20 protein-coding genes and 1 pseudogene are annotated in these 25,608 nt (G+C 71.6%); 12 read left to right on the top strand and 9 right to left on the bottom strand.

Annotated elements, in window-relative coordinates; genetic code table 11:
• Window positions 1-85: 85 nt before the first annotated feature.
• Window positions 86-1,540 carry a hypothetical protein gene (locus ACFY0D_RS17040; RefSeq protein WP_390799073.1) on the bottom strand — a complete coding sequence of 485 codons (1,455 nt, stop codon included), beginning with the start codon at window positions 1,538-1,540 and terminating at the stop codon, window positions 86-88.
• A gap of 178 nt (window positions 1,541-1,718) precedes the next feature.
• On the opposite strand from ACFY0D_RS17040, the gene ACFY0D_RS17035 reads away from it, so the two are divergent.
• Entirely contained in the window at window positions 1,719-1,916 is a 198-nt protein-coding gene (locus ACFY0D_RS17035) for a hypothetical protein (RefSeq protein ID WP_390799072.1), read from the top strand.
• A 5-nt stretch (window positions 1,917-1,921) separates the two neighbouring features.
• On the opposite strand, the gene ACFY0D_RS17030 is transcribed toward ACFY0D_RS17035, so the two are convergent.
• The 3 genes from ACFY0D_RS17030 to ACFY0D_RS17020 all read right to left on the bottom strand — a co-directional run bounded on the left by ACFY0D_RS17030 (window position 1,922) and on the right by ACFY0D_RS17020 (window position 4,011).
• Entirely contained in the window at window positions 1,922-2,440 is a 519-nt protein-coding gene (locus ACFY0D_RS17030) for an AraC family ligand binding domain-containing protein (RefSeq protein WP_390799071.1), read from the bottom strand.
• An 86-nt stretch (window positions 2,441-2,526) separates the two neighbouring features.
• Window positions 2,527-3,009 (bottom strand): DUF456 domain-containing protein, encoded by a 483-nt coding sequence (locus ACFY0D_RS17025; protein WP_390799070.1) that lies wholly within the window; start codon window positions 3,007-3,009, stop codon window positions 2,527-2,529.
• Window positions 3,010-3,033: 24 nt separating this feature from the next.
• On the bottom strand, window positions 3,034-4,011 hold the full coding sequence (locus ACFY0D_RS17020; RefSeq protein WP_390799069.1) for a helix-turn-helix domain-containing protein: 978 nt from the start codon (window positions 4,009-4,011) through the stop codon (window positions 3,034-3,036).
• Window positions 4,012-4,208: 197 nt separating this feature from the next.
• Here ACFY0D_RS17020 and ACFY0D_RS17015 point away from each other — a divergent pair, with 197 nt between their 5' ends.
• On the top strand, window positions 4,209-7,988 hold the full coding sequence (locus ACFY0D_RS17015) for a S8 family serine peptidase (protein ID WP_390799068.1): 3,780 nt from the start codon (window positions 4,209-4,211) through the stop codon (window positions 7,986-7,988).
• 102 nt (window positions 7,989-8,090) lie between these two features.
• Window positions 8,091-9,461, top strand: coding sequence for a protein phosphatase 2C domain-containing protein (locus tag ACFY0D_RS17010; protein WP_390799067.1), 1,371 nt, complete (start codon window positions 8,091-8,093; stop codon window positions 9,459-9,461).
• A gap of 91 nt (window positions 9,462-9,552) precedes the next feature.
• Here ACFY0D_RS17010 and ACFY0D_RS17005 read toward each other — a convergent pair whose 3' ends face one another.
• A complete protein-coding gene (locus ACFY0D_RS17005; RefSeq protein ID WP_351154393.1) occupies window positions 9,553-9,768 on the bottom strand; it encodes a hypothetical protein in 216 nt (71 codons plus the stop codon).
• Between the two features lie 112 nt (window positions 9,769-9,880).
• Here ACFY0D_RS17005 and ACFY0D_RS17000 point away from each other — a divergent pair.
• Window positions 9,881-10,504 (top strand): annotated as a pseudogene (locus ACFY0D_RS17000) (thiamine pyrophosphate-dependent enzyme); the annotation flags it as partial.
• A gap of 129 nt (window positions 10,505-10,633) precedes the next feature.
• The gene (locus ACFY0D_RS16995) at window positions 10,634-11,104 is read left to right on the top strand and encodes an ATP-binding protein (protein WP_301365336.1); all 471 of its coding nucleotides are present in this window, start codon (window positions 10,634-10,636) and stop codon (window positions 11,102-11,104) included.
• A 41-nt stretch (window positions 11,105-11,145) separates the two neighbouring features.
• Here the strand turns inward: ACFY0D_RS16995 and ACFY0D_RS16990 are convergent, their stop codons facing one another.
• Window positions 11,146-12,204, bottom strand: coding sequence for a DUF2637 domain-containing protein (locus tag ACFY0D_RS16990; protein ID WP_390799066.1), 1,059 nt, complete (start codon window positions 12,202-12,204; stop codon window positions 11,146-11,148).
• 208 nt (window positions 12,205-12,412) lie between these two features.
• Entirely contained in the window at window positions 12,413-13,300 is an 888-nt protein-coding gene (locus tag ACFY0D_RS16985) for a (2Fe-2S)-binding protein (protein WP_390799065.1), read from the bottom strand.
• Between the two features lie 140 nt (window positions 13,301-13,440).
• Here ACFY0D_RS16985 and ACFY0D_RS16980 point away from each other — a divergent pair, with 140 nt between their 5' ends.
• Window positions 13,441-14,106, top strand: a complete 666-nt coding sequence (locus ACFY0D_RS16980) for a GntR family transcriptional regulator (RefSeq protein ID WP_390799064.1) — start codon at window positions 13,441-13,443, stop codon at window positions 14,104-14,106.
• A 214-nt stretch (window positions 14,107-14,320) separates the two neighbouring features.
• On the opposite strand, the gene ACFY0D_RS16975 is transcribed toward ACFY0D_RS16980, so the two are convergent.
• Together ACFY0D_RS16975 and ACFY0D_RS16970 are read right to left on the bottom strand one after the other, a co-directional pair.
• The gene (locus tag ACFY0D_RS16975) at window positions 14,321-15,112 is read right to left on the bottom strand and encodes a hypothetical protein (protein ID WP_390799063.1); all 792 of its coding nucleotides are present in this window, start codon (window positions 15,110-15,112) and stop codon (window positions 14,321-14,323) included.
• A gap of 166 nt (window positions 15,113-15,278) precedes the next feature.
• The gene (locus ACFY0D_RS16970) at window positions 15,279-16,958 is read right to left on the bottom strand and encodes a PucR family transcriptional regulator (protein ID WP_390799062.1); all 1,680 of its coding nucleotides are present in this window, start codon (window positions 16,956-16,958) and stop codon (window positions 15,279-15,281) included.
• A 253-nt stretch (window positions 16,959-17,211) separates the two neighbouring features.
• Here ACFY0D_RS16970 and ACFY0D_RS16965 point away from each other — a divergent pair, with 253 nt between their 5' ends.
• The 6 genes from ACFY0D_RS16965 to ACFY0D_RS16940 all read left to right on the top strand — a co-directional run bounded on the left by ACFY0D_RS16965 (window position 17,212) and on the right by ACFY0D_RS16940 (window position 25,575).
• Window positions 17,212-18,108: a xanthine dehydrogenase family protein subunit M gene (locus tag ACFY0D_RS16965; protein ID WP_030715117.1), complete on the top strand. Its 897-nt coding sequence runs from the start codon at window positions 17,212-17,214 to the stop codon at window positions 18,106-18,108.
• A gap of 2 nt (window positions 18,109-18,110) precedes the next feature.
• Complete coding sequence (locus ACFY0D_RS16960) at window positions 18,111-18,719, top strand: (2Fe-2S)-binding protein (protein WP_390799061.1); 609 nt, start codon at window positions 18,111-18,113, stop codon at window positions 18,717-18,719.
• A 2-nt stretch (window positions 18,720-18,721) separates the two neighbouring features.
• The gene (pucD, locus tag ACFY0D_RS16955) at window positions 18,722-21,124 is read left to right on the top strand and encodes a xanthine dehydrogenase subunit D (RefSeq protein WP_390799060.1); all 2,403 of its coding nucleotides are present in this window, start codon (window positions 18,722-18,724) and stop codon (window positions 21,122-21,124) included.
• Window positions 21,125-21,445: 321 nt separating this feature from the next.
• On the top strand, window positions 21,446-22,909 hold the full coding sequence (locus ACFY0D_RS16950; RefSeq protein WP_390799059.1) for an NCS2 family permease: 1,464 nt from the start codon (window positions 21,446-21,448) through the stop codon (window positions 22,907-22,909).
• Window positions 22,910-23,027: 118 nt separating this feature from the next.
• Complete coding sequence (locus ACFY0D_RS16945; RefSeq protein ID WP_390799058.1) at window positions 23,028-24,179, top strand: XdhC family protein; 1,152 nt, start codon at window positions 23,028-23,030, stop codon at window positions 24,177-24,179.
• Between the two features lie 130 nt (window positions 24,180-24,309).
• On the top strand, window positions 24,310-25,575 hold the full coding sequence (locus tag ACFY0D_RS16940; protein WP_390799057.1) for a YncE family protein: 1,266 nt from the start codon (window positions 24,310-24,312) through the stop codon (window positions 25,573-25,575).
• Window positions 25,576-25,608: the final 33 nt, after the last annotated feature.

The raw sequence follows: 25,608 nt of genomic DNA, 5'->3' as shown, positions 1-25,608 counted from the left end.
CTAGGGCCTGTCTTTCGGATCATGCCGGGCCCGCGGCGGGCTGATCCGGCCTGATCCGAAAGACAGGCCCTAGGCCGAAGCGCGGTCAGAGCGGGCGGTGCGCCTGAGCCTCCTTCAGGAGTTCCGTGTACGGCATCTGCGCCATTGAGCCACGCACGAATGCCATGCCGTATCGGTCGGCGGCCTGCCTCCGCTCGTAGGGGCTGTCGCGGTCGAACTTCTTCTTTTCTTCCGGACTCGCCACACCGACGTAGACGTACGGTTGGGGACGGTACACCCACCAGACCGTCACCCGCTCCCGGCCCCGAGTCAGATTCAGGAGCTCGCTGCTCTGGGAGATTTCGGCCTGATGCCTGACGTAATCCACGTTGGCCGGCCCGGGAGGGTCTTTCTCCTTTCCTTCCCTCTCGAGTTTTCCGCGCCACGTCCCGGACTTCTCGAAGGAGGCGTCTATCGTCATCCGGTCCTGCCTGAAGGCGTAAGCCTCGACCTGGGCGGTGACTGCCTCGCAGTCAAGCTTCCCGGGGTCTTTGATTTCGACGACCGTATCCTCCGAGATTTCCTCGTTCGGACTCAGCTCCCGCCCCGGCGGCTTGACCAGCTCACCGGGTTCCAGCAGCATGTACGTGGTTTTCAGGGTTTTCGGGTCTTTTTTGTCTTTCTCGCCGCTCGGGAGCTTGCACGTGGTGTTCGGGTTGGTCGGAGCCTTGAGCTGGATCCAGTAGATGCTGCCGAGGATGTGGACCGGAACCTCGCCGGAGTTCTTGAGGTGCAGCCGGACCTGCAGGTACATCTTCGTCCCATCCTTGTTCAGGCTCGGCTTTCCGATCTCGGCCGTACCCTGCACCAGCGGGCGTGACATGGACGGCAGGTAGATCTGTGTGTATGCCAGGTTGGTGACGACGAGGAGGGTGGAGACGATCGCCCCTACCGCGATGCGCCCCGGATAGCGGAGCGCCTTCCACACCCGGTGGCGGCACAGTACCCACAGCGACCAGGAAGCGCAGACCACCATGCCTGCCCAGAACAGCAGGCACAGCGCGTACGACGGCCTGTCCCTGTTGGCGACGTACATCAGAAGAAGCACCGAACCGACGAAGAGTTCGACCAGCGCTCCGAAGAGAAGGGCCGGGCCCGAGTACGTCTTTCTCCGGTTCCGCCAATAGTCGAAACCGGCCGCGAAGGCGATCAGTTCCACTGTGGCCATGAACAGGAAGAGGAATCCGGTGACCCGGCCGGCGAAGGTGAGGGCGTCAAGGGAGTCCTTCATGCCGATCCAGGTGCACATGGCCGCGGTCGCCAGGAAGCCGACCGCCATGACTGTGCCGGTGATGCGCCGTTCCCGGTTGTGAGCCGGCCACAGCGTGCTGTTCCCGCCGTGCCATTCGATTTCGGCGTCGGGTGCCACGCCCGCGCGATGCAGTACTTTCTGCAGTTCGTGGTGGCTCCACACCTTGCCTGCGGGCTTGCCGTTGATCACGATCTTCCGCAAGCCGTTGTCATCCGGTGGCTCCACGGCCACAGGGGGCTTGATCTCCATGGCATCAGCCTGCTCCCGCAGCGGGGCGAACGCCCCTGGAGTGCCTTTCCCAGGAGCATCTCCCGTGCAATGACGGGGGTGTGGGCTTCACTCGAATGGAGTAACAGGGTGCGCGCCTCGACACGGTGCGGGGCGAGGCTGGTGACGACCGAGCCGCTAGACCTTGTTGGAGGTCCCGATGCGTACACGACTTCTCGGGTTCATCGCCGCCGTGATACTGGCCGCTCTCGGTGCCATGGCCCCTGCCGCGCAAGCCGCCGTGCACGGCGTCGACGGGCAGACGTGCATCGACGGAGGCGGATCGGTGGAGTACGAATCGGCCCAGGGCTCGTGGGTCTGCGTCGGCGGCACCAGCGGCGGCCAGCCGATCAACTGAACGGGCTACCCGGCCACCGGGTTCCCGCCGGCGAGCAGGGCGCCGCACCGGGTGCAGTACCGGGCGTCGCGCTCGGCGGCCAGATGTCCGCACACCTCACAGACGAGGTGCAGAAGGCAGGCAGGTTCGCCGGCGTCCGACACGAGCTGCGGGGCCGTCTTCAGGGGCGGGGAGCGACGGTGGGCCGTCGTGTACGTCAGGCCGTCGTCGCCCGCCCCGACGCGGTACGTGGTGCCGGTCGGCAGCCAGGCCACGGAACCGGGGGCGAGCGTCACCGTACGGTCGGGGGTGCGGACCTCGCCCGATCCCGATACCACCACGAGCAGGACGCCCAGGACCGCCTCGGCGAGCACCGCCGCGGTGGGCTCGTCGAGGACGGCCCCCGCGCCCATCCGGACCACGTTCGCGTCCAGGTCACGGCCGGGGTCCCGCAGCGTCCGCACGACGCGGAACGCTCCGTCGTCGACCGAGTCGGCGGGCGGCGGGGCGAGGAAGGCCGGCCTGCCCGGAACGGACCTGTCCATGGCGGCTCCACGACCGATCGAGTCAGGGGCCGAAAGCACAGCCACCGATCGCGAGGGCCGCAGCCGGGACCGCGCCCGGCGGGCGCCTACTCCGCCACCACCGCCCCCACCCACGCACCCACCACCGTCAGGCACGCGAACAGCTCCACCAGCACGCTCGTCCCCACCGCCCGCATCACCGCCCGCACCGACGCCCAGGCCTCGCCGTGCGTCCCCAGGCGGAGCCGCTCGCACAGGTAGATGCCGCCGATGAACCCCGGAACCGCCCCCACCACCGGCACCAGGACGAAGCCCAGGAGCGCCCCGGCCCCCGCGAACACCACCATCCGTGTCGTGATGCCCAGCCCCCGCACGTGCCGGGGCGGCAGCAGCCACTTCACCACCTGGACCACCAGCAGCAGGGCCGTCGCCGCGACCAGCAGGGACCACGCCGTCGCCGAGCGCACGTGCAGCGCCCACCACAGCAGCCCCGCCCACACCAGCCAGGTGCCCGGCACACCCGGGATCAGCACACCGACCACCCCGAGCAGCAGCACCAGCCCCACCAGCAGCAGCTGAGGCAGATCCATGCGCTCAGCCTGACCGACCAGGGGCTATCGGGCCACCCAGCCCCGCTCGTACGCGTGCCAGCCCAGCTGCAGCCGTGTCGTCACCCCGGACAGCTCCATCAGGCCCTTGACCCGCCGCTGCACCGTCCGCAGCCCCAGCTCCAGGTGCTTCGCCACGCTCGCGTCCGTCATGCCCGCCAGGAGCAGCGAGAGGATCTCCAGGTCCGTGGCGTCGGGGCTGCCCCCGGCCTCCTCCGCCGAACCGGCCGCCCCCAGCCGCAGCGGGAGCGACTCCCGCCACACCGCCTCGAACAGACCGGTCAGGGACTCCAGCAGCCCCGACGCGTGCACCACCAGCGCCGCCGGCTCCGCCCCGCGGGCCGTCAGCGGGACCATGGCCAGCGTCCGGTCCGCGATCACCAGCTTCGTCGGGACCTCCGCGGTCACCCGGATCCTCTCGCCGCGCGCCAGCGCCGTCGACGCCTCCCGGATCCCGCTCGGCAGGGTCAGTACCTCCCGCTCGATGACCACCCGGTAGTCGACCCCGCGTACGGAGGCCCGGTCCTCCGCCTCGTTGTCCGTCCCCGTCACCACCTGCGGCCGGCCGGTGACCAGCGCGCAGACCTCCTTCTCCGCGCCCAGCTGGATCTGGTGGAAGCGGTGCGCCACCGCGCTCGCCCCCTGCACCACCTCCACGAGGTCGTGCACCGCCGGTTCGGACGCCTCCGCCCGGTACTCCTCGGCCAGCAGCGCCGCCGCCAGCTCCGCCTGCTCCAGCTCGTGCCGCTGCTGGGTCAGCAGCGCCCCGAGGGCCACCCCCGGCGGGGCCGCCACCCAGCGCCCGGGCCGGGCCGAGGACTGCGCCGCCAGCCCGTGCCGCTCCAGATGGCGCAGGGCCCGCTCGGTGTGCGGCACCGGCAGTGTCAGCCGGTGCGCGAGATCGGGTACCTCCGCGGCCCCCAGCGCGACCAGCGCGCGGTACGCCGACTCCTGGCCCTCGTCCAGGCCTATGGCACCCAGCAACCCGTCCACCCACCTTTCGACACGCGCCTGGCGGGAAGCGGCCACGGCGCAAACCCGCCGCGGACATCATCGCCGCACCCGATGCCACTCTGCCAAGGTGACGCCACCGCAGCACCAACATCCGCCGGCCAGAAGCCATTTACGCGGCGCTTCGCCGTGCAATGCAGCAGTTGGCCGGAATTCACCTGGGGAGAGCGATGCGTCCGATATCGCGTACGGCACTCGGGGCGGCCACCGCGGCCGTCCTGGCTGTCACCGCCATCGGCCCGACGGCGGCGCAGCCGGCCGACGGAACGCCCGGAGCGGGGAAGAGACCCCTCGTCGGCGGCGAGGCGGCCGGAAAGCAGCCCACGGCCCCCGTCACGGTGACCCTGGTCACCGGCGACCGGATCCTGGTGTCCACCGACGCGGCCGGCCGCACCGCCGCCACCGCGATGCCACGCGCGGACGGCACGCAACCGCTCGTGCAGACCCGGCAGTCGGGCAAGGACCTGTACGTCTACCCCGAGGGCGCGGTGGGGGCCCTCGCCGCCGGCACGGTCGACCACGAGCTCTTCAACGTCACCGGCCTCGTCCGGCAGGGCTACGACGACGCGCACACCAAGAAGCTGCCGCTCATCGCGGTCTACGACGGATCCGTGAACGTGGCGCGCAGCGCCCCGCCCGCGCCCCGCGGCGCCGACCGCTCCCTCGTCCTCGGCTCCATCGGCGCCGTCGCCCTCACCGCCGACAAGGAGCAGGCCGCAGCCTTCTGGTCGGACGTCACCGGTACGGACCCCCGCGCGCGCTCCGTGGCGGGCGGGCTGAAGAAGCTGTGGCTGGACGGCAAGGTCCGGGCGAACCTGGAGCGTTCCACGAAGCAGGTCGCCGCCACCGCCGCCTGGGCCGCCGGGTACGACGGCAAGGGCACCAAGGTCGCCGTCCTCGACACCGGAACGGACCTGGACCACCCCGACCTCCGGGGCCGCGTCACCGCGTCGAAGAACTTCACCGACTCCGACACCGACGCGGACCGGCAGGGCCACGGCACCCACACCATCTCCACCGTCGGCGGCTCCGGCGCCGAGAGCGGCGGCGCAAAGAAGGGGGTGGCCCCCGGCGCCGAGCTGCTCAGCGGAAAGGTCCTGAACGACGGGGGCTACGGCCTCGATTCGTGGATCATCGCGGGCATGGAGTGGGCCACCCTGGCCAAGGCCGACGTGGTCTCCATGAGCCTGGGCGACCCCTCGCAGACCGCCTGCGACGACCCGCTCGCCGCCGCCGCCGAACGGCTCTCCCAGCAGGGCCCGCTCTTCGTCATCGCCGCCGGCAACTCCGGCCCCGGCAACAACACGGTCTCCTCGCCCGGTTGCGCCGCCTCCGTCCTGACCGTGGGCGCCGTCGACCGGGACGACAGTACGGCCGTCTTCTCCAGCCGCGGCCCGGCCGGACTCCAGCACACCCTCAAGCCCGAGATCGCCGCCCCCGGCGTCGGCATCTCCGCCGCCGCCGCGGGCGGCCGCGGGGTGTACGCCTACCAGTCCATGTCCGGCACCTCGATGGCCACCCCGCACGTCGCGGGCGCCGCCGCCATCGTCAAGCAGCGCCACCCCGACTGGACCGCGCAGCAGATCAAGGCCGCCCTCGTCGGCTCGGCCGCCACCGCCGTCCCAGGAGACGTACGGGAGACCGGCGGCGGCCGCCTCGACGTGAAGGCCGCCCTCGACACCACCGTGACCGGTGCGCCCGCCGTCCAGGGCGGCACGTACGACTGGCCGCAGGACCGCAGCGACCGCACCACCGTCGAGGTCCCGTACACCAACCTCGGCAAGAGCCCCGTCACCTTGAACCTGGCCGTCGAGAAGGTCACCGGCAACGACGGCTCGCCCGTCCGCGCCCAGGTGGCCCGCCTGGAGCGGCGTACGGTGACCGTCCCGGCCGGCGCCACCACCAGGGTGCCGCTGGCCCTCGACCCGGCGGCGAAGCTGGAGCGCTCCCAGTACGGGGACGTCACCGGCCGCGTCGTCGCCACCGCGAACGGCGTCCGCGTCTCCACCCCCTTCTCCCTCTACGTCGAGCCCGAGACCGTGACCCTGCGCGTCAAGCTCGTCGACCGCGCGGGCCGGCCCGCCTCCGGGCCCTCCTCGCTGGACGTGATCGGCACCGACGACGCCACCGGCGAGCGCCGCTTCAACGAGGGCTCCGCGGACCAGGTCTACCGGGTGCGCCCGGGCGCGTACTTCCTCTCCGCCTTCGTCGCCACCCCCGACGGGGGAGAGGCAGAGGGCGACAGGCTGCTCGACTCCCTCACCTACCTCGGCCGCCCCCAGGTCGAACTGAAGAAGGACACCACCGTCGTCCTGGACGCCCGCAAGGCCGGGCGCCTGGACATCGCCGCCGACAAGCCGGTCGAGGCGCGCAACACCACCCTCGGATTCGCCCGCAGCTGGGACGACGTATGGCTGCACGCGGGCACGGCCATGGGCGGCCGCACCATCCGCGGCTTCTACGCCTCCGTCGAAGGCCGCGCCGAGGACGGCGACTTCGAGTTCGCGTCCTACTGGCGGGCGGCCGCGCCCCTCGTCTCCGAGCTGAAGGCCGTCGGCGGCCCGGTCCTGCACCCGATCACCGCGTCCACCGGCAGCGACAACCTCGACGGAACCGGCAGCGCACCGCTCGTCGACGCCGGCTCCGGCACCCCCGCGGAACTCGCCGCGGCGGGCGCCGAGGGCGCGGTCGTCCTCGTGAAGGCGGCCGACGCCGCACTGTACGAGGTCGCGCGGAACGCGCAGGCCGCCGGCGCCAAGGCGGTCCTCGCCCACCGCGAGGCCCCCGGCCGCTGGACCGGCTTCACCGGCTATGCGGGCGGCGCACTGCCCGCGCTGACCATCGAGACCGCCGAGGCGAAGGCACTGCTGGCCAGGCTCGCGACCGGCAAGGTCACCCTGTCCTGGAAGGCCGAGTCGCGGAGCCCGTACGTCTACTCCCTCGCCCTCCCCGAGACCGGTGAGGTCAAGAGCGGTGGCCACACCCACCGGGTGCGCGACCGTGACCTCGGACAGACCGTGTCCACGTACAACTCCATGGGTGTCGCGGCCGACTTCATCGACCTCACCGGGGCCTACCGGCCGATCGGCACCGCCGTGTACTTCGGCGGAATCGAGACCGTCGCGGCTCCGGGCACGCGCACCGAGTACCACTCCGCCGGGGACACCGCCTGGGACCAGCTGCTCTCCAGCAGCTTCCCCTGGGGCGAGTTCATGGTCGGCGAGCAGCGCACCCACACCAAGGGACAGAAGAGCAGCGCCACTTGGTACGACGGCATCACCGGCCCGGTCGCACCGCGCGACCTCGCGGGCAAGGAGACCCTCGCCGGCGAGCGGCAGGGCAACCTGATCGGCTTCGCCCCCGCCATGTGGGGCGACAGCGGCCACGCCGCGCAACCGGGCTCCTTCGGTGACATCGGCTCACTCGTGCTCACGCGGGGCGGCGAGGTCGTCGGGGAGAGCTGGTACCCGTTCGGGGTCTTCGAGGTGCCGGCGGAGGACGGCCGGTACGAACTCACCCAGTCCATCGAGAAGATCGGCCCGCCCGCCCGGGTCTGGCAGCGCTCCACCGCCGTGCAGACCACCTGGGGCTTCTCCTCGAAGCTCGACGCGGCGGCGTACTCGCAGGGTCTGGCGATCCTCTTCCCGCGGTACACGGCCCCGCTCGACGGCATGAAGACGGTCGCGGCGGCGAACGGCCAGAGCATCGGGCTGGGCGTCACCGGACACGCGGGCTACACCCCGGGTGCGCTGAAGTCGGCGAAGCTGTCGTACTCCTACGACGGTGAGCACTGGACGCAGGCGAAGGTGAGCGAGCGGGGCGGCCGGTGGAGCGCGGTCGTCGACCACGCCGGAGCCTCCGGCAAGCCCGTGTCGCTGAAGGTCGAACTGACCGACGCGAAGGGCGCCACGGTCACCCAGACGGTCGTACGGGCATACGACGTACGCTGATCCGTACGGGTGTCATACGAGGGGTCCACCGGACGGCGGTCCGGTGGACCCTTTTCGCGCATTCGGCGTTTTCCGCCCCCATGGGAGGCCGAGAATGAAGCCATGAGTCAGCAGGGCGCGGACGACTGGTGGCAGAAGCTCTACGAGGGCCCGGACGCGGGAGCGGAACCCGACCCGGGGGACACCCTGGACAACCGGTTCCGCTCGGCGGCGGGCGTGACGACGGACCCGGCACCGGCCACGGCACCGGCACCGGCCACGGGCCCGGCACCGGGCCTCGTGCCGGACCCGGGCCCGCCGGAACCCCCGCGCGCCCCGGAGCCGCTGCTCCCCGGCCCCCGGCAGGGGGAGCCGGCGCCGACCCCGACCCTGCCCACTCTCCCGCCGCCGCGGGACCCCCGGGCGGGCGACGCCACGGGGTACGCGCTCGGAGGCGTGGCCGTACCACCGGTGCGCGGGCCCGAACTCCCGGTGCGGCACCGGGAGGCACCGAGCCCGGACGCCTGGTTCGACCCGGACCCGCAGCCGCAGCCGCAGCCGCAGTCGGCGTCCGTGGCCGAGTCCGACCCGGGGCCCGGGCCCGAGCCGGTGGCGGTGGCGGCCGGACCGGAGGCCGTCCGGCCCCAGGTCTCCCACCTGGGCGACCGCGCCCCCACCTACGCCCCCGAACCCAGCGCCCTCCCTCCCGCCGACCCGGCCGCCGTCGAGGGGCTGACCCCGGACACCGTCCTGGAGGGGGCCCGCTACGGCACCTACACCCTGCGCGCCGCCTCCCTGCGCGGGGACTCCGCCCGCTACCGCGGCGAGGCCCGCCGCGACTTCCTGCTCACCGCCCGCTTCGGCAGCGGCGACGACGCGCTGGTCCTGGTAGCCCTCGCAGGCGGGGACCGGGCCGCCCCCGGAGCCGCCGAAGCCGCCGCCGAACTGTGCCGCACCGTCGCGGGCGCCGTCGGGCGCAGCCAGGAACGGCTGGCCGACGACATCCGCGCCGGGCGCCGCGACGCCCTGCGCTCGGGCCTGCAGCGGCTCACCGACCGGGGCTACGGGCGACTGCGGGCCCGCGCCGCCGAGCTGGGGCTCGCGGAACCGGCGTACACCGCCGGACTGCGCGGGCTGCTGCTGCCGGTGGACCCGGCATGCCGCACCCGGGTGTGCTTCGGCGCGGGCGCGGGCGGCCTGTTCCGGCTCCGCTCGGGGCTGTGGCAGGACCTGGAAGCCGCCGGGCAGCAGGCCGAGGACACCGAGGGCGGGTTCCGCTTCCGCGCGGCCGTGGCCCGGCCCGGCGACACCTTGCTCCTGTGCTCCGGGGGCCTGGCGGAGCCGATGCGGGAGGAGGCGGCCCTCCCGGCGGAGCTCGCCGCACGCTGGGCCGGTCAGGAGCCGCCGGGCCTCGCGGCCTTCCTCGCGGACACCCAGCTCCGCCTCAAGGGGTACGCCGACGACCGCACCGCCGCCGCGGTCTGGGAAGCCTGACGGGCGCGCCCGTGGCCCCGGTGTCTCGCTGATGCAGCATGCTCGCGCCGGTGCGCCCCGCGGCGCGTGGCCGCGGGGCGCACCGTGAGATTCAGTCGACCAACTCCCCGTTGCGCGTTCCGCCCTCGCAGATGTTGTTCGCCCCGACCTTTCCGCCGCCGTCGATGCACTCACCAGGGGTGGGGTTTTCGGTGACGGCGACGGTGGGGGTGGTAGGGGCGGCGGACGCGGTGGCAGCGCCAGTGAGGCCGAGTCCGGCGAGGGCTGCCGTGGCGATGACGGCGGCGAAAGTTCGTCGAATGCGCATGTGGTTTCCCTTTCACGGATTGCCTCGGTTGGGGCACTCACCAGCTTGATCTTCACCCATCTGGGTGGCGCGCTGGATTACTCCATTCGGGTGAGTCCTGTCGAGAGTGCCGGCCGGCGAGCGCGCCGTGTTCACCGTCGGCACCGGCATGTGCAACGGGTGGGCGGCGCGCTATCTTTCCCCGAACGGCGAACGGCGCATCACCGGCTCCTCCGGCCACGGCTCCCTGGACGGCGCCCTTCCGCCGGTCGTCGGCGCACAGTTCACCGACCGGAACCGTCAAGTGGTGCCGGGGCCGGGCGACGGCGGTTTCTCGATGCCGAGGGGAGATTTCCTCACCCTGGTGCAGTACGGCCTGCCCCTCAAAATGGTCCTCTTCACCAGCTCATCCCTCGGAAAGGCCGCGTGGGAGGTGCCGGTTTCCGGCCTGCCCTCCTGCGGGACGACGGACAAGACACCCGGCTTCGCCCCCCTCGCCCGCGCGGTGGGCGCGCAGCGGGTGCGCGTGGAGAAGCCCCAGCAGCTCACACGGGCTTTGAGGGACGTATTGCGGCATCCGGGACCCGTTCCGGCGGACGGGGGGACAGACCCGGCCGCCCTGTCGCTTCCTCCGAAGACCGGTGCCGTCACGGTGACCGGATTCGCATGGTCCGACAGCAAGATCGAGTGGGGAGGAGAGGCGGGCCGCATGATCCGGATGGCTCGATCCGGCCTCCGCAACGTGCCCCGCCCGTAAGCCCGCAGGAGTGCGGAACCGCCCGGGGGGCATGCATCCCGTAGACCTGTTCGAGAGCAAGGACACGGGAGGGACATCGCCGTGCGGGTGGGGGCGAAGACCGGGAAGCTGTGGGGGAGAGTGAGGCCGGTGCCGCGCGAGCCGTCCGCCGACGAGGACGGGGAAGCGGTGGACACGCTGCGGATCACCCGGAGCGTACGCCGGGCCGACCTGAAGGCGGTCGGCGAAGTACGCCGGGCTCTGCGGGAGTTGATGCGCCACCGGTGCAGGACCGATGCCGCCGAGGTGGCCGAGCTGCTGATCACCGAGCTCGTCACCAACGCGCTCGTCCACACCGACAGGGGTGCGGAGGTGCACGCGAGTCTCGCCGCCACCCGCTTACGGGTGGAGGTCCGGGACTACGCCGCACGCCGTCCCCGGCCGTACGTACCGACCGCCGACGACGGTACGCACGGCCGGGGACTCGTGCTGGTGCAGGCGCTCGCCGACGACTGGGGCGTGGACGCGCTGGCCCTGGGCAGCGGCAAGGTGGTGTGGTTCGAGCTCGACGGACGGCACGACGCGCCGTACGACGGGCCGTACGACGGAGGGCCCGCCTGAGCAGGCGGGCCCCGCGGGGTTCCCCGTACGGGCGGACCGGGTCAGCCGAACTGCTGCTCCAGGTCCTTCAGTTTGCGCTCCAGCGAGTCCAGCCGGGGAATGGTCTGGGTGTCGTCCTCGGCGGTGAGGTCCACCGTCCGGGTGCCGGTCACGTCATTGGATTCGGTTCGGTTGACGGCCTGCAGGGAGGGCCGGCGTCGCAGGGGCAGCTGTCCTGATTCCGGTATGGCCGGCTCCGCGCCGACCGGCGCGGAGCCCGCTCCCTGCGTCAGTTCCGGGAGCTCGACCTGGCGGCCGCGCGAACGCCCGAACGCCCGGTTCTGCCGGCCCAGCGCCTTGATGCGCGCCCGGTCCAGCCGGTTCTGGTCGCGCCTGCGGTGCCGGTCCTGCTCCCGCTCCTTCTTGTCCTCGCGCACCTCGTCCACGGCCTCGTCGAGGGTGCGCACCCCCTCCAGCAGCATGAGCGACCAGGCGCCGAAGGTCTCCCGGGGGGCCCGCAGCCAGCGGACCATCCGGATCTGGGGCAACGGCCTTGGGATCAGGCCCTGTTCGCGCAGGGCCGCCCGGCGGGTCTGCTTGAGGGCGCGGTCGAAGAGCACGGCCGCCGAGAGCGACATCCCCGCGAAGAACTGCGGGGCCCCGTCGTGGCCCATGCCCCGCGGAGCGTGCACCCAGTTGAACCACGCGGCCGCGCCCGCGAACAGCCAGACGAGCATGCGCGAGCCCAGGGCCGCGTCACCGTGGCTGGCCTCGCGCACGGCGAGCACCGAGCAGAACATCGCGGCGCCGTCGAGGCCGAAGGGGACCAGGTATTCCCAGCCTCCGGAGAGGTTGAGGTTCTGCCGGCCGAAGCCGACCAGCCCGTGGAAGGAGAGTGCGGCGGCGACCGCCGCACAGCAGAAGAGCAGAACGTACGAAGCGGTCCCGTAGACGGCTTCCTTGCGCCGCCGCCGTTCCTCGCTGCGCTCCCAGCTGTCGTCGGCCGCGGCCTTCTCGCTCTCGCGCTTGCCACGGGCCAGTACCGCAACTGCCGCAAGTACGCCCAGGATCAGCAGGCTGCCGGGCAGCAGCCAGTCCAGCGATATGTCGGTCAGTCTCATGCGGATGTCCCTTGCCTCGCGTATGCGGCTATGCGGCTGTACGGCTTTCCGGGCGCCATAGTGGCGTAGCCGGTGAGCCGTGCACGCGGGTTTCGGAGCAAGTGGACGCCATCGGGGGGCGGGGCCCGCCGGATAGGGTGTTGTGACTCGAACTGGCGCCCGTACGAGCCGAGTCGCGTTCGATTACAGTCAGCCGTACGGGGTGGGTTCAGGCTGCGGTCGCCGCGAGGCGGGCGATCCGGTCGGCATCACAGGTCCGGGGACAGGTGACACAGGTGTCCTCGGGGCGGATGGTGTAGAAGAAGCAGCAGCCGGCCCGGTCCCGGGTGGGCAGCTCCTCGCCTGCGGGTCCGGTGAGCGTACGGAATCCCGCGCCCCCCGGGGGCCCCTCCCAGCGGTAGCTGGGGGAGTACGGGGCGGTCGACCTCGGCAGGAGCGCTTCCAGCTCGGCCATGGCCCGCTGCTCCTCGCCGAGCAGGTTGCCGATGTACCAGAGGCTCTCGACGACCTCGTCGGTCACCATGCCCCACAGGGCGCGGCGGCCGCGCCGCATGCGCGGGCCGAAGCCTTCCAGGAGCGGTCCGAGGTGCTGGGCCACCGCGGCCCGTACCTCGTCGCGCAGTGCCTCCTCGTCGGGCACGACACGGGCTCCCGGGAGCGCGGCCGCCGGATCGTCCGGCAGGCAGGCGAACTCGCCGATGCGCACGCTCATCCGGCCGAGGGTCCGGTGGAAGGCCACCTCGGTGACCGGGAGGCGGGGGACCCGCCGGTGCAGGAACCACGGCAGGGTGATCAGCAGGCAGGCCGGCCACGCGTACCGGTGCAGCCCGAAGCCCGCGATCACATCGGGGCGGGCCTGGGTCCCGTAGTCCCGCAGGACCTGGGCGTTGTCCCAGGCGAGGTAGGCGTCCAGGGCCGGGCCGCCGGCCGCGAGCTCGTCCGCGCCGACCCATCCCGCACCGCGAGGGAGAGGTTCGTCAGCGGTTCGCTCGACCACCCGCAGTCCGCCGTACGCCTCCGCCAGCCTGGCGAACGCATCCGACACCGCAGAGCCGGGCGGGGCGGATGTGACAGCCGGGAAGGTCGTGACGGTCATGGCGGGCCACCGAATCACAGAATCACACGATCGTTAACAGGTTAGCCTTACCTTACTTGATTCGGATCGATCCGCACCCCTCCCCGCGCGCGCCGTCACTTATTCTCAGGACAGGTCGAGACCCGGAGGAGGAGGACCGAATGCACGAAACGGCCCACGCCCGGGTACCGGCGCAAAGGCGGAAGGTGTTGCGCCATTCGGTGCGCGGTCAGGTGCTCGACGCGCTGCGCGCGGCCCTGATCGACGGCGAGCTGGTGCCCGGCGAGATCTACTCGGGACCGGCCCTGGGGGAGCGCTTCGGGGTCTCCGCGACCCCCGTGCGCGAGGCGATGCAGCAGCTGGCCGTGGAGGGGGCGGTGGAATGCCTCCCCAACCGGGGTTTCCGCGTGCTCTCCCGCACGCCGGGGGAGCTCGCCGAGCTGGCCGAGGTACGGGCGCTGCTCGAAGTCCCCGTGATGATCCGGCTGGCCCGCACGGTGCCCGCGGACGCCTGGGAGGCCCTGCGTCCGGCCGCCGCCGCCACGGCCGAGGCGGCGGCGGCCGGTGACCTGCCGGGGTACGCGGAGGCGGACCGGGACTTCCACCGGGCGGTGCTGCGGCTGGCCGGCAACGAGCAGCTGGTGCAGGTGGCGGAGGAGCTCCACCGCCGGGCCCAGTGGCCCCTGCCGGGCGCTCCGCGGGTTCGGCGGGCCGATCTCGTCGCCGATGCGGCGGAGCACTCGGCGCTGCTGGAGGCGCTGATCGCGCGGGACCTCCCGGTGGTGGAGTCCCTGGTCCGGGAACACTTCGCAGGCTCCCCCGCCTGACCGGGACCCCACCCCGGACCCCGCGCCTCAATCGCCGGCGAGGCTCAGGATCGGGGCTCCGCCCCGGACCCCGCGCCTCAATCGCCGGCGAGGCTGGATTTGGCCGACGCCGCGCACTTCCAGCCCCGCCGGCGTTTGAGGCGCGGGCGCGGAGCGCCGTGTCGGTACCGGAAGCGGCGCCGCAGGCGACGGGGCGCCGTGTCGGTACCGGAAGCTACGCCGCAGGCGAAGGGGTCGGGTGGAGTTGGTCCGCCAGCCAGGTGGGGATGCCGCCCAGCAGGTGGAACAGGCGGCGGGCCTCCGCGCGGAGCCGGGTGGCCTCCGGTTCCGGTTCGGCATCGGCCAGCGCCGCCAGCGCCGGGGCCGTGCCGATCAGGAAGCCCAGGTCCTCCCGGATGCGCAGGGACTCCGCGAAGCCCTTGCGGGCCTCGGCCACCTCCCCGTCCCGCAGGGCCAGCGCGGCCAGGTGCCGCCAGGTGAAGGACAGCAGCAGGGTGTCCCCGTGCGCCTCCGCCCCCGCGTGGGCCCGGTGGTAGGCCGGCCGGGCCGACTGCGGGGCGTCCGCCAGGTGTTCGGCGACGAGCCCCCGCCGGAAGTCCAGCAGCGGGCGGGTCCGGGACTCCGGAGACAGCAGGGCCGCGGCCCGGCCCAGCGCGGAGCGGGCCTCGTCGGCCCGGTCGCGTACGCCGAGCACGGTGGCGGCGTAGGCCAGCTGGCCCCGTTCGCACGCGGCCGCGCCCCGGTCGTCGTCGTCCTGGGACACCGCCTCGGCGATCCGCAGCGCGTCCTCGGCCTCGGCCCAGCCCTGCCCGGTGAACAGGCACCGCTCCACCAGCAGCGCGGTCCGCTGCACGGCCGCCCCGGCACTGCCGGCCTTGCCGATGTGCGGCGTCAGCAGCGCCGCCGCATCGGTCCAACAGCCGCGCGAGCGCAGCCGCCATATCGCCCGCTGGAGGGGGTCGTCTCCTCCGGTTGTTCCGGCACCCGACATGGCGGTGTCCGCCACATTGCCCTCCCCAAAGCAAGCAAGCAGCACATCGTTGAGCCCTGGGGCGAAATGAGAGCACGGATCGGCGGCATCGGCCAAGGGGTTGGGTGAACTTTTTCACAAAGTCCGGACGGATCATCAGCCGCCCCGTGGCCGAACCCGGGCGGCAGCGGGGCGGATCTTCTCAGCTCATCCGCAGTGCCAGGAAGAAGTCGAGCTTGTCCTCCAGCCGGGACAGGTCCCGCCCCGTCAACTGCTCGATTCGCCCGACGCGGTAGCGCAGCGTGTTGACGTGCAGGTGCAACCGCGTCGCGCAGCGGGTCCAGGAACCGTCGCAGTCCAGGAACGCCTCCAGCGTCGGGATGAGCTCCGCGCGGTGGCGCCGGTCGTAGTCCCGCAGCGGGTCCAGCAGCCGGGCCGTGAAGGCGCGGCGGACGTCGTCCGGGACGAACGGCAGCAGCAGCACGTGCGAGGCCAGCTCGTGGTGGCCCGCCGCGCAGACCCGGCCCGGGCGTGCCGCGGCCACCCGGCGGGCGTGCCGGGCCTCCTCCAGCGCCCCGCGCAGCCCCTCGGCGGAGTGCACGGCCGCGCTGACGCCCAGCGTCAGCCGGCCGTCGTCGGCCAGACCGGCCGCCAGGGGGTCCCGTACGGCCGCGAGCAGCTCGTCGGCGTGCAGGGCGGAGTCCGGGCCCTTGTCCTCGCCCGCGTCCCCGGAGAGCGAGGGCAGCGGTACCAGGGCGATGGCCTCGTCACCCGCATGGGCCACGGCGATCCGGTCCGAGGGCTCGGGCCCCGAGACGGACGGGTCGACGAGGATCTCCTCCAGCAGCGACTGGGCCACCGGGCCGCCGGGGATGTCCCCGCCCTCCCAGTCCACCCGGGCCACGACGACCTGCCAGTGCGGGGCGGCGCCCAGCCCGGGCAGCAGCACCGGGGCCGCGACCCGCAGACGGGCGGCGATCTCGGCGGGCGGGGCACCCGTCTGGACCAGTTCGAGGACCTCCTGTGCGAGGCGGCGGCGCACGGTGCGGGCCGCGTCGCGCCGGTCCCGCTCCACGGCGATCAGCTGGGTGACGCCCTGCAGCAGGTCAAGGCGCTCGGCGGGCCAGTCGCCCGCGTCCGCCTCGACGGCCAGCAGCCAGTCCGAGAGCACGGTCTCGCGCACGTCCCGGGCCCCCGGGCCGGCGGCCCCGCGCCCGTGTCCCCTGATCGGGAAGAGCGAGTAGGTAATACCCTGGATGGAGATCCGATGCGGCCCCCTGCGGCCCGTCCGGACCGCCGCAAGGTGCTCGCTCGCCAGTGCTGCGCACACGCCCGGCGCCAGCGGCTCGCCCGCCCCGGCGATCTGCCGGCCGGTGGGGGACAGCACCCAGGCCCGGAGATCGAGGTCGGTGGTGAGCAGATCGAGCACCACGTCGGGGCCGCCGCCGGCCGGACCCGAGGTCATCAGCCGGCGGTGTCGGTCCACGACGGCCGCGAGGTCTCCGGCGCGCTCGCCCGAGACCTGCCGGACGACGTACTCGGTGATCGTGGCGAATGCAATGTCCTCGTTCACGGCGAACAGCGGCAGCCGGTTGCGGACGCAGGCCGAAACAAGATCATCGGGAATGGCCTGCAGCTCCGCCTCGCCCGCGGCGAGCCCGGCGACGCCCGCGCTCGCCAGGATTCGTACGAATGGCTCGGAGTCGGCCGAATTTCGTCTCCAGGCCAGGCCGGTCAGGACGAGTTCGCCCCCCGACAGGTATCGGCTGGGATCACGCAGGTCGGTCGTCATGACCCCGCGGACCGTCCGGTCGAGTTCTCCCTCGCCGCCGAGCAGCCGCAGCCCCAGCGCCTCGGTTTCCAGCAGTGCGCGCAGCCGCATGATGTCGCCGCCGATCTGTCTCGAATGTTGCCGTTGGAAATCGGGCAGGTCGTCGCATCCTGCCTTTCATACGAATCTACAAGACGAGGGAGGCCGTCAGCCAACTCCTTCATGGTTTCAGTGACTGCACCGGGGGGCGAGCGGCTTGTGTACTGGGTCCACACCGCGTTAACAGCACGTGAACGACCAGTCGAGGACTCTCGGGCCTCCTGGCTTGAAGTAAACGACACGATGAAGAAGAAGAGAGCCGCTCATGGACTTCCTTCGCCCCGCCAGCTGGGAGGAGGCGCTCGCCGCTAAGGCCGAGTTCCCCTCAGCTGTGCCGATTGCGGGTGGCACCGACGTGATGGTCGAGATCAACTTCGACCACCGCCGGCCGGAGTACCTCCTGGACCTGAACCGCATCGGTCTGCTGCGGGAATGGGAGGTCGGCGAGGACGTGGTTCGCCTGGGCGCCTCCGTCCCGTACACGCAGATCATGGAGAACCTCCGTACGGAGCTCCCGGGACTCGCGCTCGCCTCGCACACGGTCGCGTCCCCGCAGATCCGTAACCGCGGCGGTGTCGGCGGCAACCTCGGTTGCGCCTCGCCGGCCGGCGACTCCCACCCCGCGCTGCTCGCGGCGGGCGCCGAGGTCGAGGTGGAGTCCGTACGCGGCTCCCGCCTCATCCCGATCGACGAGTTCTACACCGGTGTGAAGCGCAACGCGCTCGCCGCCGACGAGCTCATCAAGACCGTTCACGTCAAGAAGGCGGACGGCCCCCAGCAGTACTCCAAGGTCGGCTCCCGCAACGCGATGGTCATCGCGGTCTGCGCGTTCGGTCTGGCGCTGCACCCGGAGACCCGCACGGTCCGTACCGGCATCGGTTCGGCCGCGCCGACCCCGATCCGGGCGAAGGCCGCCGAGGAGTTCCTGAACGCCGCACTCGAAGAGGGCGGCTTCTGGGAGTCCGGCAAGGTCATCACCCCGTCGATCGCCAAGCAGTTCGGTGACCTCGCCTCCGGCGCGGCCAACCCGATCGACGACGTCCGCGGCACGGCGAAGTACCGCCGTCACGCGGTCGGCATCATGGCTCGCCGCCAGCTCGTCTGGACCTGGGAGCAGTACCGCGGTACCGGCAACGGCCGCTCGCTTGAAGGGGCTGCGTAATCATGCGCGTCAATTTCACGGTCAACGGCCGTCAGCAGGAAGCCGACGACGTGTGGGAGGGCGAGTCCCTTCTCTACGTCCTGCGTGAGCGCCTGGGCCTGCCGGGTTCCAAGAACGCCTGTGAGCAGGGCGAGTGCGGTTCCTGCACCGTCCGTCTCGACGGCGTACCGGTCTGTTCGTGCCTGGTCGCGGCCGGTCAGGTCGAGGGTCGCGACGTCGTGACCGTCGAGGGTCTGGCGGAGTTCTCCAAGCAGCGCGACGAGCACGGCCACGGCGGTGCCTGCGGCACCGGCGGCGGCTGCGGCAGCAAGGGCGGCGTCTCCCTGGACGCGGCCAAGCAGTGGCAGGCCAAGCCGGGCGACTCGCAGACCGGCGAGGGCGTCGAGCTCTCCAACATCCAGCAGGCGTTCATCGACGCCGGCGCCGTGCAGTGCGGTTTCTGCACCCCGGGTCTGCTGATCCAGGCGGACGCACTGCTGGAGGAGAACTCCTCCCCGTCCGACCAGGACATCCGTGAGGCCCTGTCCGGCAACCTCTGCCGCTGCACGGGTTACGAGAAGATCCTCGACGCGGTCCGCCTCGCGGCCGCCCGTCAGGGAGAGGCGGTCTGACCATGGCGCAGAACACCCGCACCGTGCCCGCCGGTACGCCGACGAACGTCACCCAGAAGCACAACAAGGGCGGCATCGGCGAATCGATTCTTCGCCCGGACGGCACCCTCAAGGTCACCGGCGAGTTCGCGTACTCCTCGGACATGTGGCACGAGGACATGCTCTGGGGACAGACGCTGCGCAGCACCGTCGCCCACGCCGAGATCGTCTCCATCGACATCTCCGAGGCGCTCGCCATGCCCGGCGTGTACTCGGTGCTGACGTACGACGACCTGCCGGCCGAGATGAAGAACTACGGCCTGGAGATCCAGGACACCCCGGTGCTCGCCAACGGCCGGGTGCGTCACCACGGTGAGCCGGTCGCCCTCGTGGCCGCCGACCACCCGGAGACCGCCCGCCGCGCGGCCGCCAAGATCAAGATCGACTACCGCGAGCTGCCGCTCGTCACGGACGAGGCCTCCGCCCTCGCCCCCGGCGCGCCGCTGATCCACGAGGGCCGCGACGACCACCACATCGGTCACGTCCCGCACCCGAACATCGTGCACCGCCAGCCGATCATCCGCGGCAACGTGGAAGAGGCCCGCAAGCGCGCCGACGTCATCGTCGAGGGCGAGTACACCTTCGGCATGCAGGACCAGGCCTTCCTCGGCCCGGAGTCCGGTCTGGCCGTGCCGTCCGAGGACGGCGGCGTCGAGCTGTACGTCGCCACCCAGTGGCTGCACTCGGACCTCCAGCAGATCGCCCCGGTCCTGGGCCTCCCGCCGGAGAAGGTCCGTATGACGCTCTCGGGCGTCGGCGGTGCCTTCGGTGGCCGCGAGGACATCTCGATGCAGATCCACGCCTGCCTCCTGGCCCTGGCCACGAACAAGCCGGTCAAGATCGTCTACAACCGGTTCGAGTCCTTCTTCGGCCACGTGCACCGCCACCCGGCGAAGCTCTACTACGAGCACGGCGCCACCAAGGACGGCAAGCTCACGCACATGAAGTGCAAGATCGTCCTGGACGGCGGCGCGTACGCCTCCGCCTCCCCGGCGGTCGTGGGCAACGCCTCCTCCCTCTCGGTGGGTCCCTACGTCCTGGAGGACGTGGACATCGAGGCGATCGCGCTCTACACGAACAACCCGCCCTGTGGCGCGATGCGCGGCTTCGGCGCCGTCCAGGCCTGCTTCGCCTACGAGGCCCAGATGGACAAGCTCGCGGCGAAGCTGGGCATGGACCCGGTCGAGTTCCGCCAGCTGAACGCCATGGAGCAGGGCACGATCATGCCCACCGGCCAGGTCGTGGACGCCCCGGCGCCGGTCGCCGAGCTGCTGCGCCGGGTCAAGGCCCGCCCGCTGCCGCCGGAGCGCCAGTGGGAGAGCGCCGGCGAGAGCGCGGACGTCCGCGCGCTGCCCGGTGGCCTGTCGAACACCACCCACGGCGAGGGCGTCGTCCGCGGCGTCGGCTACGCGGTCGGCATCAAGAACGTCGGCTTCTCCGAGGGCTTCGACGACTACTCCACCGCCCGCGTGCGCCTGGAGGTCATCAACGGCGAGCCCGTCGCGATGGTCCACACGGCCATGGCGGAGGTCGGCCAGGGCGGTATCACCGTCCACACGCAGATCGCCCGTACCGAGCTCGGTGTCACGCAGGTGACCATCCACCCGGCCGACACGCAGGTCGGCTCCGCCGGTTCCACGTCCGCCTCCCGGCAGACGTACATGACCGGTGGCGCCGTGAAGAACACCTGTGAGGCGGTCCGCGAGGCCCTTCTGGAGATCGGCCGCCGCAAGAACGGCTCGTACCACCCGGCGTGGGCCACGGCCGAGCTGCTCCTCGAAGGCGGCAAGGTCGTCACCGACGGCGGCGAGGTCCTCGCGGACATCGCCGACATCCTTGAGGACGAGGCCATCGACCTCGAACTTGAGTTCCGTCACGCGCCGACCGAGCCCTTCGACCTGGTCACCGGCCAGGGCAACGGCCACGTCCAGTACACCTTCGCCGCGCACCGCGCGGTCGTCGAGGTGGACACCGAGCTCGGCCTCGTCAAGGTCGTCGAGCTGGCGACCGCGCAGGACGTCGGCAAGGCGCTCAACATGCTTTCCGTGGTCGGCCAGATCCAGGGTGGTACCACCCAGGGTCTCGGCGTCGCGATCATGGAAGAGATCATCGTGGACCCGAAGACCGCGAAGGTGCGCAACCCCTCCTTCACGGACTACCTGATCCCGACCATCCTCGACACCCCGACCATCCCGGTCGACGTCCTGGAGCTCGCCGACCCGAAGGCCCCCTACGGCCTGCGCGGTATGGGCGAGGCCCCGACCCTCTCGTCCACCCCGGCCGTCATCGCGGCGATCCGACAGGCGACCGGTCTTGAGATCAACAAGACGCCGATCCGTCCGGAAGCCCTTACCGGGACCCTCTAGGACGGCGTGGTCCGGGGGCCGCGAGGCCCCCGGACCCCCTCAGACTCTCCGGGCGGTGTGCATGGGAACGTCACACTTCACGCCGCACCGCCCGGAGGACATACGAAGCACCGCACCGCTCGCGGTCCCTTCACCTGGCAGTACCCCTGCAAGAACCCCCGTAGTACCAGCGGTCACCCCCGCACTACCCGCAGTACACGCAGTGAACATTCGCGTCGCCTCGGGCCGTCACCCCGGGTCGTGCAGCCAAACGCAGCATCCCAAATCCCGCGTCTCCAATCTCCAAGCGGGTGCCCCTTTGAACCTTGGGAGTTAGGCACCATGACCCAATCGTCAGTAGAGCCCAAGACCACCGCGGAGGATGCCGGCGACGGCTCCCAGCCGCCCGCCGGACGGTCCTGGCTCGACCGCTATTTCCATATAACGCACAGAGGCTCAAACGTCGGCAACGAGGTCCGTGGCGGTATCACGACCTTCATGGCGATGGCGTACATCCTCCTGCTCAACCCGCTGCTCCTGTCGGGCAAGGACGTCGCCGGCACGGTGATGGACGGGTCGGCGATCATCACCGCCACCGCGTTCGCCGCCGCCGTCACGACGCTCCTCATGGGCTTCGTCGGCAAGGTGCCGCTCGCCCTCGCCGCCGGTCTCTCCGTGTCCGGCGTGCTGGCCTCACAGGTGGCCCCCCAGATGACCTGGCCGCAGGCCATGGGCATGTGTGTGATCTACGGTGTCGTGATCTGTCTCCTGGTCGTCACCGGCCTCCGAGAGATGATCATGAACGCGATCCCCCTCGCGCTCAAGCACGCGATCACCATGGGCATCGGCCTCTTCGTCGCCCTGATCGGCTTCGTCAAGGCCGGTTTCGTCGGCAAGGGCCCGGAGTTCGGTCCCCCCGTCCAGCTCGGTGCGGTCGGTGAGCTGGCCGGCTGGCCCGTGCTGCTCTTCTGTATCACCCTGGTCGCCATCTTCATGCTCCAGGCCCGCAAGGTGCCCGGCGCCATCCTGATCGGCATCGTCGGCGGCACCGTCCTGGCCGCGATCCTCAACGCCGTCGTGGACATCGACCCGAAGGCCTGGAAGAACGGCCCGCCGGAGCTCGACGGCTCCGCGGTCTCGATGCCGAACTTCTCGCTCTTCGGTGACGTCTCCTTCGGCGGCTGGGGCGACGTCGGCTACATGACGATCGGCATGATCGTCTTCACGCTGGTGCTCGCCGGCTTCTTCGACGCCATGGCCACCATCATCGGTGTCGGCACCGAGGCCAAGCTGGCCGACGACAAGGGCCGCATGCCGGGCCTGTCCAAGGCGCTCTTCATCGACGGCGCCGGTGGCGCCATCGGTGGCATCGCGGGCGGCTCCGGCCAGACCGTCTTCGTCGAGTCCGCGACCGGCGTCGGCGAGGGCGCCCGTACGGGTCTCGCCTCCGTGGTCACCGGCCTGTTCTTCGCCGCCTGCCTCTTCTTCACCCCGATCACGCAGATCGTCCCGGGTGAGGTCGCCTCCGCGGCCCTGGTCGTCATCGGCGCGATGATGATGCAGAACGCCCGCCACGTGGACTGGGCCGACAGCGCGACCGCGATCCCGGTCTTCCTGACCGTCGTGATCATGCCGTTCACGTACTCGATCACGGCCGGCGTCGCCGCCGGTGTGATCTCCTACGTCGCCATCAAGATCGCTCAGGGCAAGGCCCGGGAGATCGGCGGCTTCATGTGGGCGCTGACCGCGATCTTCGTGGTGTTCTTCGCCCTGAACCCGATCGAGCACTGGCTCGGGGTCGGCTGACCCCGAACCGCCTGATCATCACGTACCCGCACCTCCACGTGTCCGACGTACGTACCCGATGCACGTACTCGGTGTACGTGTCAGATACTGGAACCGAACCTCTCCGAGGAGGCCCCCCATGCTGGACATCGCCGAAGAGCTGAACCGGTGGGTCGAGCAGGGGCGTGACTTCGCCGTCGCCACCGTCGTGGCGGTCGGCGGGAGCGCGCCCCGGCAGCCCGGGGCCGCGCTCGCCGTCGACAGCGAGGGCACGGCCATCGGCTCGGTCTCCGGCGGATGCGTGGAAGGTGCGGTGTACGAGCTGTGCCGACAGGCGCTGGAGGACGGCGAGACCGTCCACGAGCGCTTCGGGTACAGCGACGACGATGCCTTCGCCGTGGGCCTGACCTGCGGCGGAATCATCGACATCCTGGTCACCCCGGTCCGCGTGGGCTCTCCCGCACGGGAGGTCTTCGCGGCCGGGCTGGCCGCGGCGGCCCGCGGCGAGGCCGCGGCGGTGGCCCGGATCGCAAAGGGCCCCGCCGAGCTCATGGGCCGCGCCGTGTTCGTCCGTACCGACGGCGCCCACCAGGGCGGGTTCGGCGGACACCCCGAGCTGGACCGCACCATCGCCGAGGAAGCCCGCGCCATGCTCGACGCCGGCCGGACCGGCGTGCTGGAGATCGGCGCCGACGGCAGGCTCTGCGGAGAGCCGCTGAAGGTGCTGGTCGAGTCCAGCGTCCCGCCCCCGCGGATGATCGTCTTCGGTGCCATCGACTTCGCCTCCGCCCTCGTGCGGATCGGCAAGTTCCTCGGCTACCGGGTGACGGTGTGCGACGCGCGGCCCGTCTTCGCGACGAAGACCCGCTTCCCGGAGGCGGACGAGATCGTCGTCGACTGGCCCCACCGCTACCTGGAGGCCGCGGACGTGGACAGCAGGACCGTCCTGTGCGTGCTCACCCACGACGCCAAGTTCGACGTCCCGCTCCTCGAACTGGCCCTCAGGCTGCCCGTCGCCTACGTCGGAGCTATGGGCTCCCGTCGCACCCACGAGGACCGCAACGAGCGACTGCGCGAGGTCGGCGTGACCGAGCTCGAACTGGCCCGGCTGCGCTCCCCGATCGGCCTGGACCTCGGCGCCCGCTCCCCGGAGGAGACCGCGCTGTCCATCGCCGCCGAGATCGTCGCGAACCGCCGTGGCGGCACCGGCGCGGCCCTGACCGGCGCGCACATCCCGATCCACCCGGACATCTCGCACACGATGCTCGACCGGATCGGCTCCGTCGCCTGAAGGCGTGACGGCCGAACGTGAGAAAAGGGCGCACCCCGTGGGGGTTGCGCCCTTTTGCCGTTCCCCCTATCTTACCCGCCGGTAATAGGAGGCACCCTCTCCATCCCTTCCCCGTAGCGGAGTTGAGCGGATGTTGCGTACCGTGCGAACCCTGGGCCTGCTGGCCGCGGCCACCCTGCTCACCGCCTTCACCCCGGCCCCGGCCGGGTCCGTTCCGGGCTCCGGTCCGGGTGGCGGTCCGGGTGGTGGTCTGCGCGAGGTGCTCTTCGTCGGGAACAACTGGGAGGGGACCGCCGACGTCCTCGCCTCCACCGGCGATCTCGCCAAGGTCGGCCGGATCGACGTGGTCCCCGACAAGGCGGAGCGGCTGCGGGAGATCTACCTCAACCCCGTGAAGCTCGCCTTCTTCCTCGGCATCCGGGAGAGTGCGGGCGAGGGGCACGACCAGTTCGTCGACGACATGTTCACCACCCCGGACGGCTCCGCCGTCGTCGTCTCCCGCCCCAGCTTCGCCGACGTCGTGTCCATCGACGTGGCCTCCGGACGCGTCAACTGGCGCTTCCCGGTGTCCGGGTACCGCTCCGACCACATGGCGGTCTCGCCGGACGGGACCCGCGTCGCCGTCTCGGCCTCCACCTCCAACACCGTGCACGTCCTGGACATCACCACCGGGCGGCAGGTCGGTTCCTTCGGCACCGGGGACAAGCCCCACGAGAACACCTTCACCCGCGACGGCCGCTTCCTGTGGAACAGCTCCATCGGCGAGGTGAACACCGCCCTCGACGCGCCCTGGCTGGACTGGACGAAGGGTGACCGCAAGATCACCGTGGTCGACGCGCAGACCTTCCGCACGGTCCGGGTGATCGACATGCGGGAGCGGCTGGACGCCTTCGGCCGCCGCGACCTGTCCGACGCCGTCCGCCCGGTGTCCTTCAGCCCCGACGAGTCGAAGCTCTACTTCCAGGTGTCCTTCTTCAACGGCTTCCTGGAGTACGACGTCCCCTCCGACCGGATCACCCGCCTCAAGACCCTCCCGGTGAACCCCGCCACCAGCACCGACCGCACCACCTGGGTCAACGACTCCCGCCACCACGGCATGTCGATGAGCCCCGACGGGGCGAAGCTCTGCATCGCGGGCACCATGGACGACTACGCGACCGTCGTGGACCGCGCCACCCTCGCCGAAGGCCCGCTCGTGCCCGCCGCCAAGCCGTACTGGGCCACGGTCTCCGGCGACGGCAGCGCCTGCGTGATCTCCGAGAGCGGCGCCGACCGGGTCACGGCCATCGACTTCGCCACCGGCGCCAAGCGGGTCTCCGTCCCCGTCGGGGACCATCCGCAGCGCGTCCGGCTCGGCCGCGTCCCGGCCGGCTGGACCGGTCCCGCCGCACGGTAGCCCGCAGGAGGTGCGCAAGAGGTCCGCGGCAGG

It is taken from the genome of Streptomyces sp. NPDC001502 (genome assembly GCF_042894785.1).
GTDB classification, from domain to species: domain Bacteria; phylum Actinomycetota; class Actinomycetes; order Streptomycetales; family Streptomycetaceae; genus Streptomyces; species Streptomyces kutzneri.
Note: the sequence above shows the minus strand (reverse complement) of the source record. Positions and strands in the feature narration are given on the sequence as shown.

What these genes read in the sequence shown, in the direction of transcription:
- ACFY0D_RS17040 (WP_390799073.1), bottom strand. Translation starts at nt 1,540, where the DNA reads ATGGAGATCAAGCCCCCTGTGGCCGTGGAGCCACCGGATGACAACGGC.
- ACFY0D_RS17035 (WP_390799072.1), top strand. Translation starts at nt 1,719, where the DNA reads ATGCGTACACGACTTCTCGGGTTCATCGCCGCCGTGATACTGGCCGCT.
- ACFY0D_RS17030 (WP_390799071.1), bottom strand. Translation starts at nt 2,440, where the DNA reads ATGGACAGGTCCGTTCCGGGCAGGCCGGCCTTCCTCGCCCCGCCGCCC.
- ACFY0D_RS17025 (WP_390799070.1), bottom strand. Translation starts at nt 3,009, where the DNA reads ATGGATCTGCCTCAGCTGCTGCTGGTGGGGCTGGTGCTGCTGCTCGGG.
- ACFY0D_RS17015 (WP_390799068.1), top strand. Translation starts at nt 4,209, where the DNA reads ATGCGTCCGATATCGCGTACGGCACTCGGGGCGGCCACCGCGGCCGTC.
- ACFY0D_RS17010 (WP_390799067.1), top strand. Translation starts at nt 8,091, where the DNA reads ATGAGTCAGCAGGGCGCGGACGACTGGTGGCAGAAGCTCTACGAGGGC.
- ACFY0D_RS17005 (WP_351154393.1), bottom strand. Translation starts at nt 9,768, where the DNA reads ATGCGCATTCGACGAACTTTCGCCGCCGTCATCGCCACGGCAGCCCTC.
- ACFY0D_RS16990 (WP_390799066.1), bottom strand. Translation starts at nt 12,204, where the DNA reads ATGAGACTGACCGACATATCGCTGGACTGGCTGCTGCCCGGCAGCCTG.
- ACFY0D_RS16985 (WP_390799065.1), bottom strand. Translation starts at nt 13,300, where the DNA reads ATGACCGTCACGACCTTCCCGGCTGTCACATCCGCCCCGCCCGGCTCT.
- ACFY0D_RS16980 (WP_390799064.1), top strand. Translation starts at nt 13,441, where the DNA reads ATGCACGAAACGGCCCACGCCCGGGTACCGGCGCAAAGGCGGAAGGTG.
- ACFY0D_RS16970 (WP_390799062.1), bottom strand. Translation starts at nt 16,958, where the DNA reads ATGCGGCTGCGCGCACTGCTGGAAACCGAGGCGCTGGGGCTGCGGCTG.
- ACFY0D_RS16965 (WP_030715117.1), top strand. Translation starts at nt 17,212, where the DNA reads ATGGACTTCCTTCGCCCCGCCAGCTGGGAGGAGGCGCTCGCCGCTAAG.
- ACFY0D_RS16960 (WP_390799061.1), top strand. Translation starts at nt 18,111, where the DNA reads ATGCGCGTCAATTTCACGGTCAACGGCCGTCAGCAGGAAGCCGACGAC.
- pucD (WP_390799060.1), top strand. Translation starts at nt 18,722, where the DNA reads ATGGCGCAGAACACCCGCACCGTGCCCGCCGGTACGCCGACGAACGTC.
- ACFY0D_RS16950 (WP_390799059.1), top strand. Translation starts at nt 21,446, where the DNA reads ATGACCCAATCGTCAGTAGAGCCCAAGACCACCGCGGAGGATGCCGGC.
- ACFY0D_RS16945 (WP_390799058.1), top strand. Translation starts at nt 23,028, where the DNA reads ATGCTGGACATCGCCGAAGAGCTGAACCGGTGGGTCGAGCAGGGGCGT.
- ACFY0D_RS16940 (WP_390799057.1), top strand. Translation starts at nt 24,310, where the DNA reads ATGTTGCGTACCGTGCGAACCCTGGGCCTGCTGGCCGCGGCCACCCTG.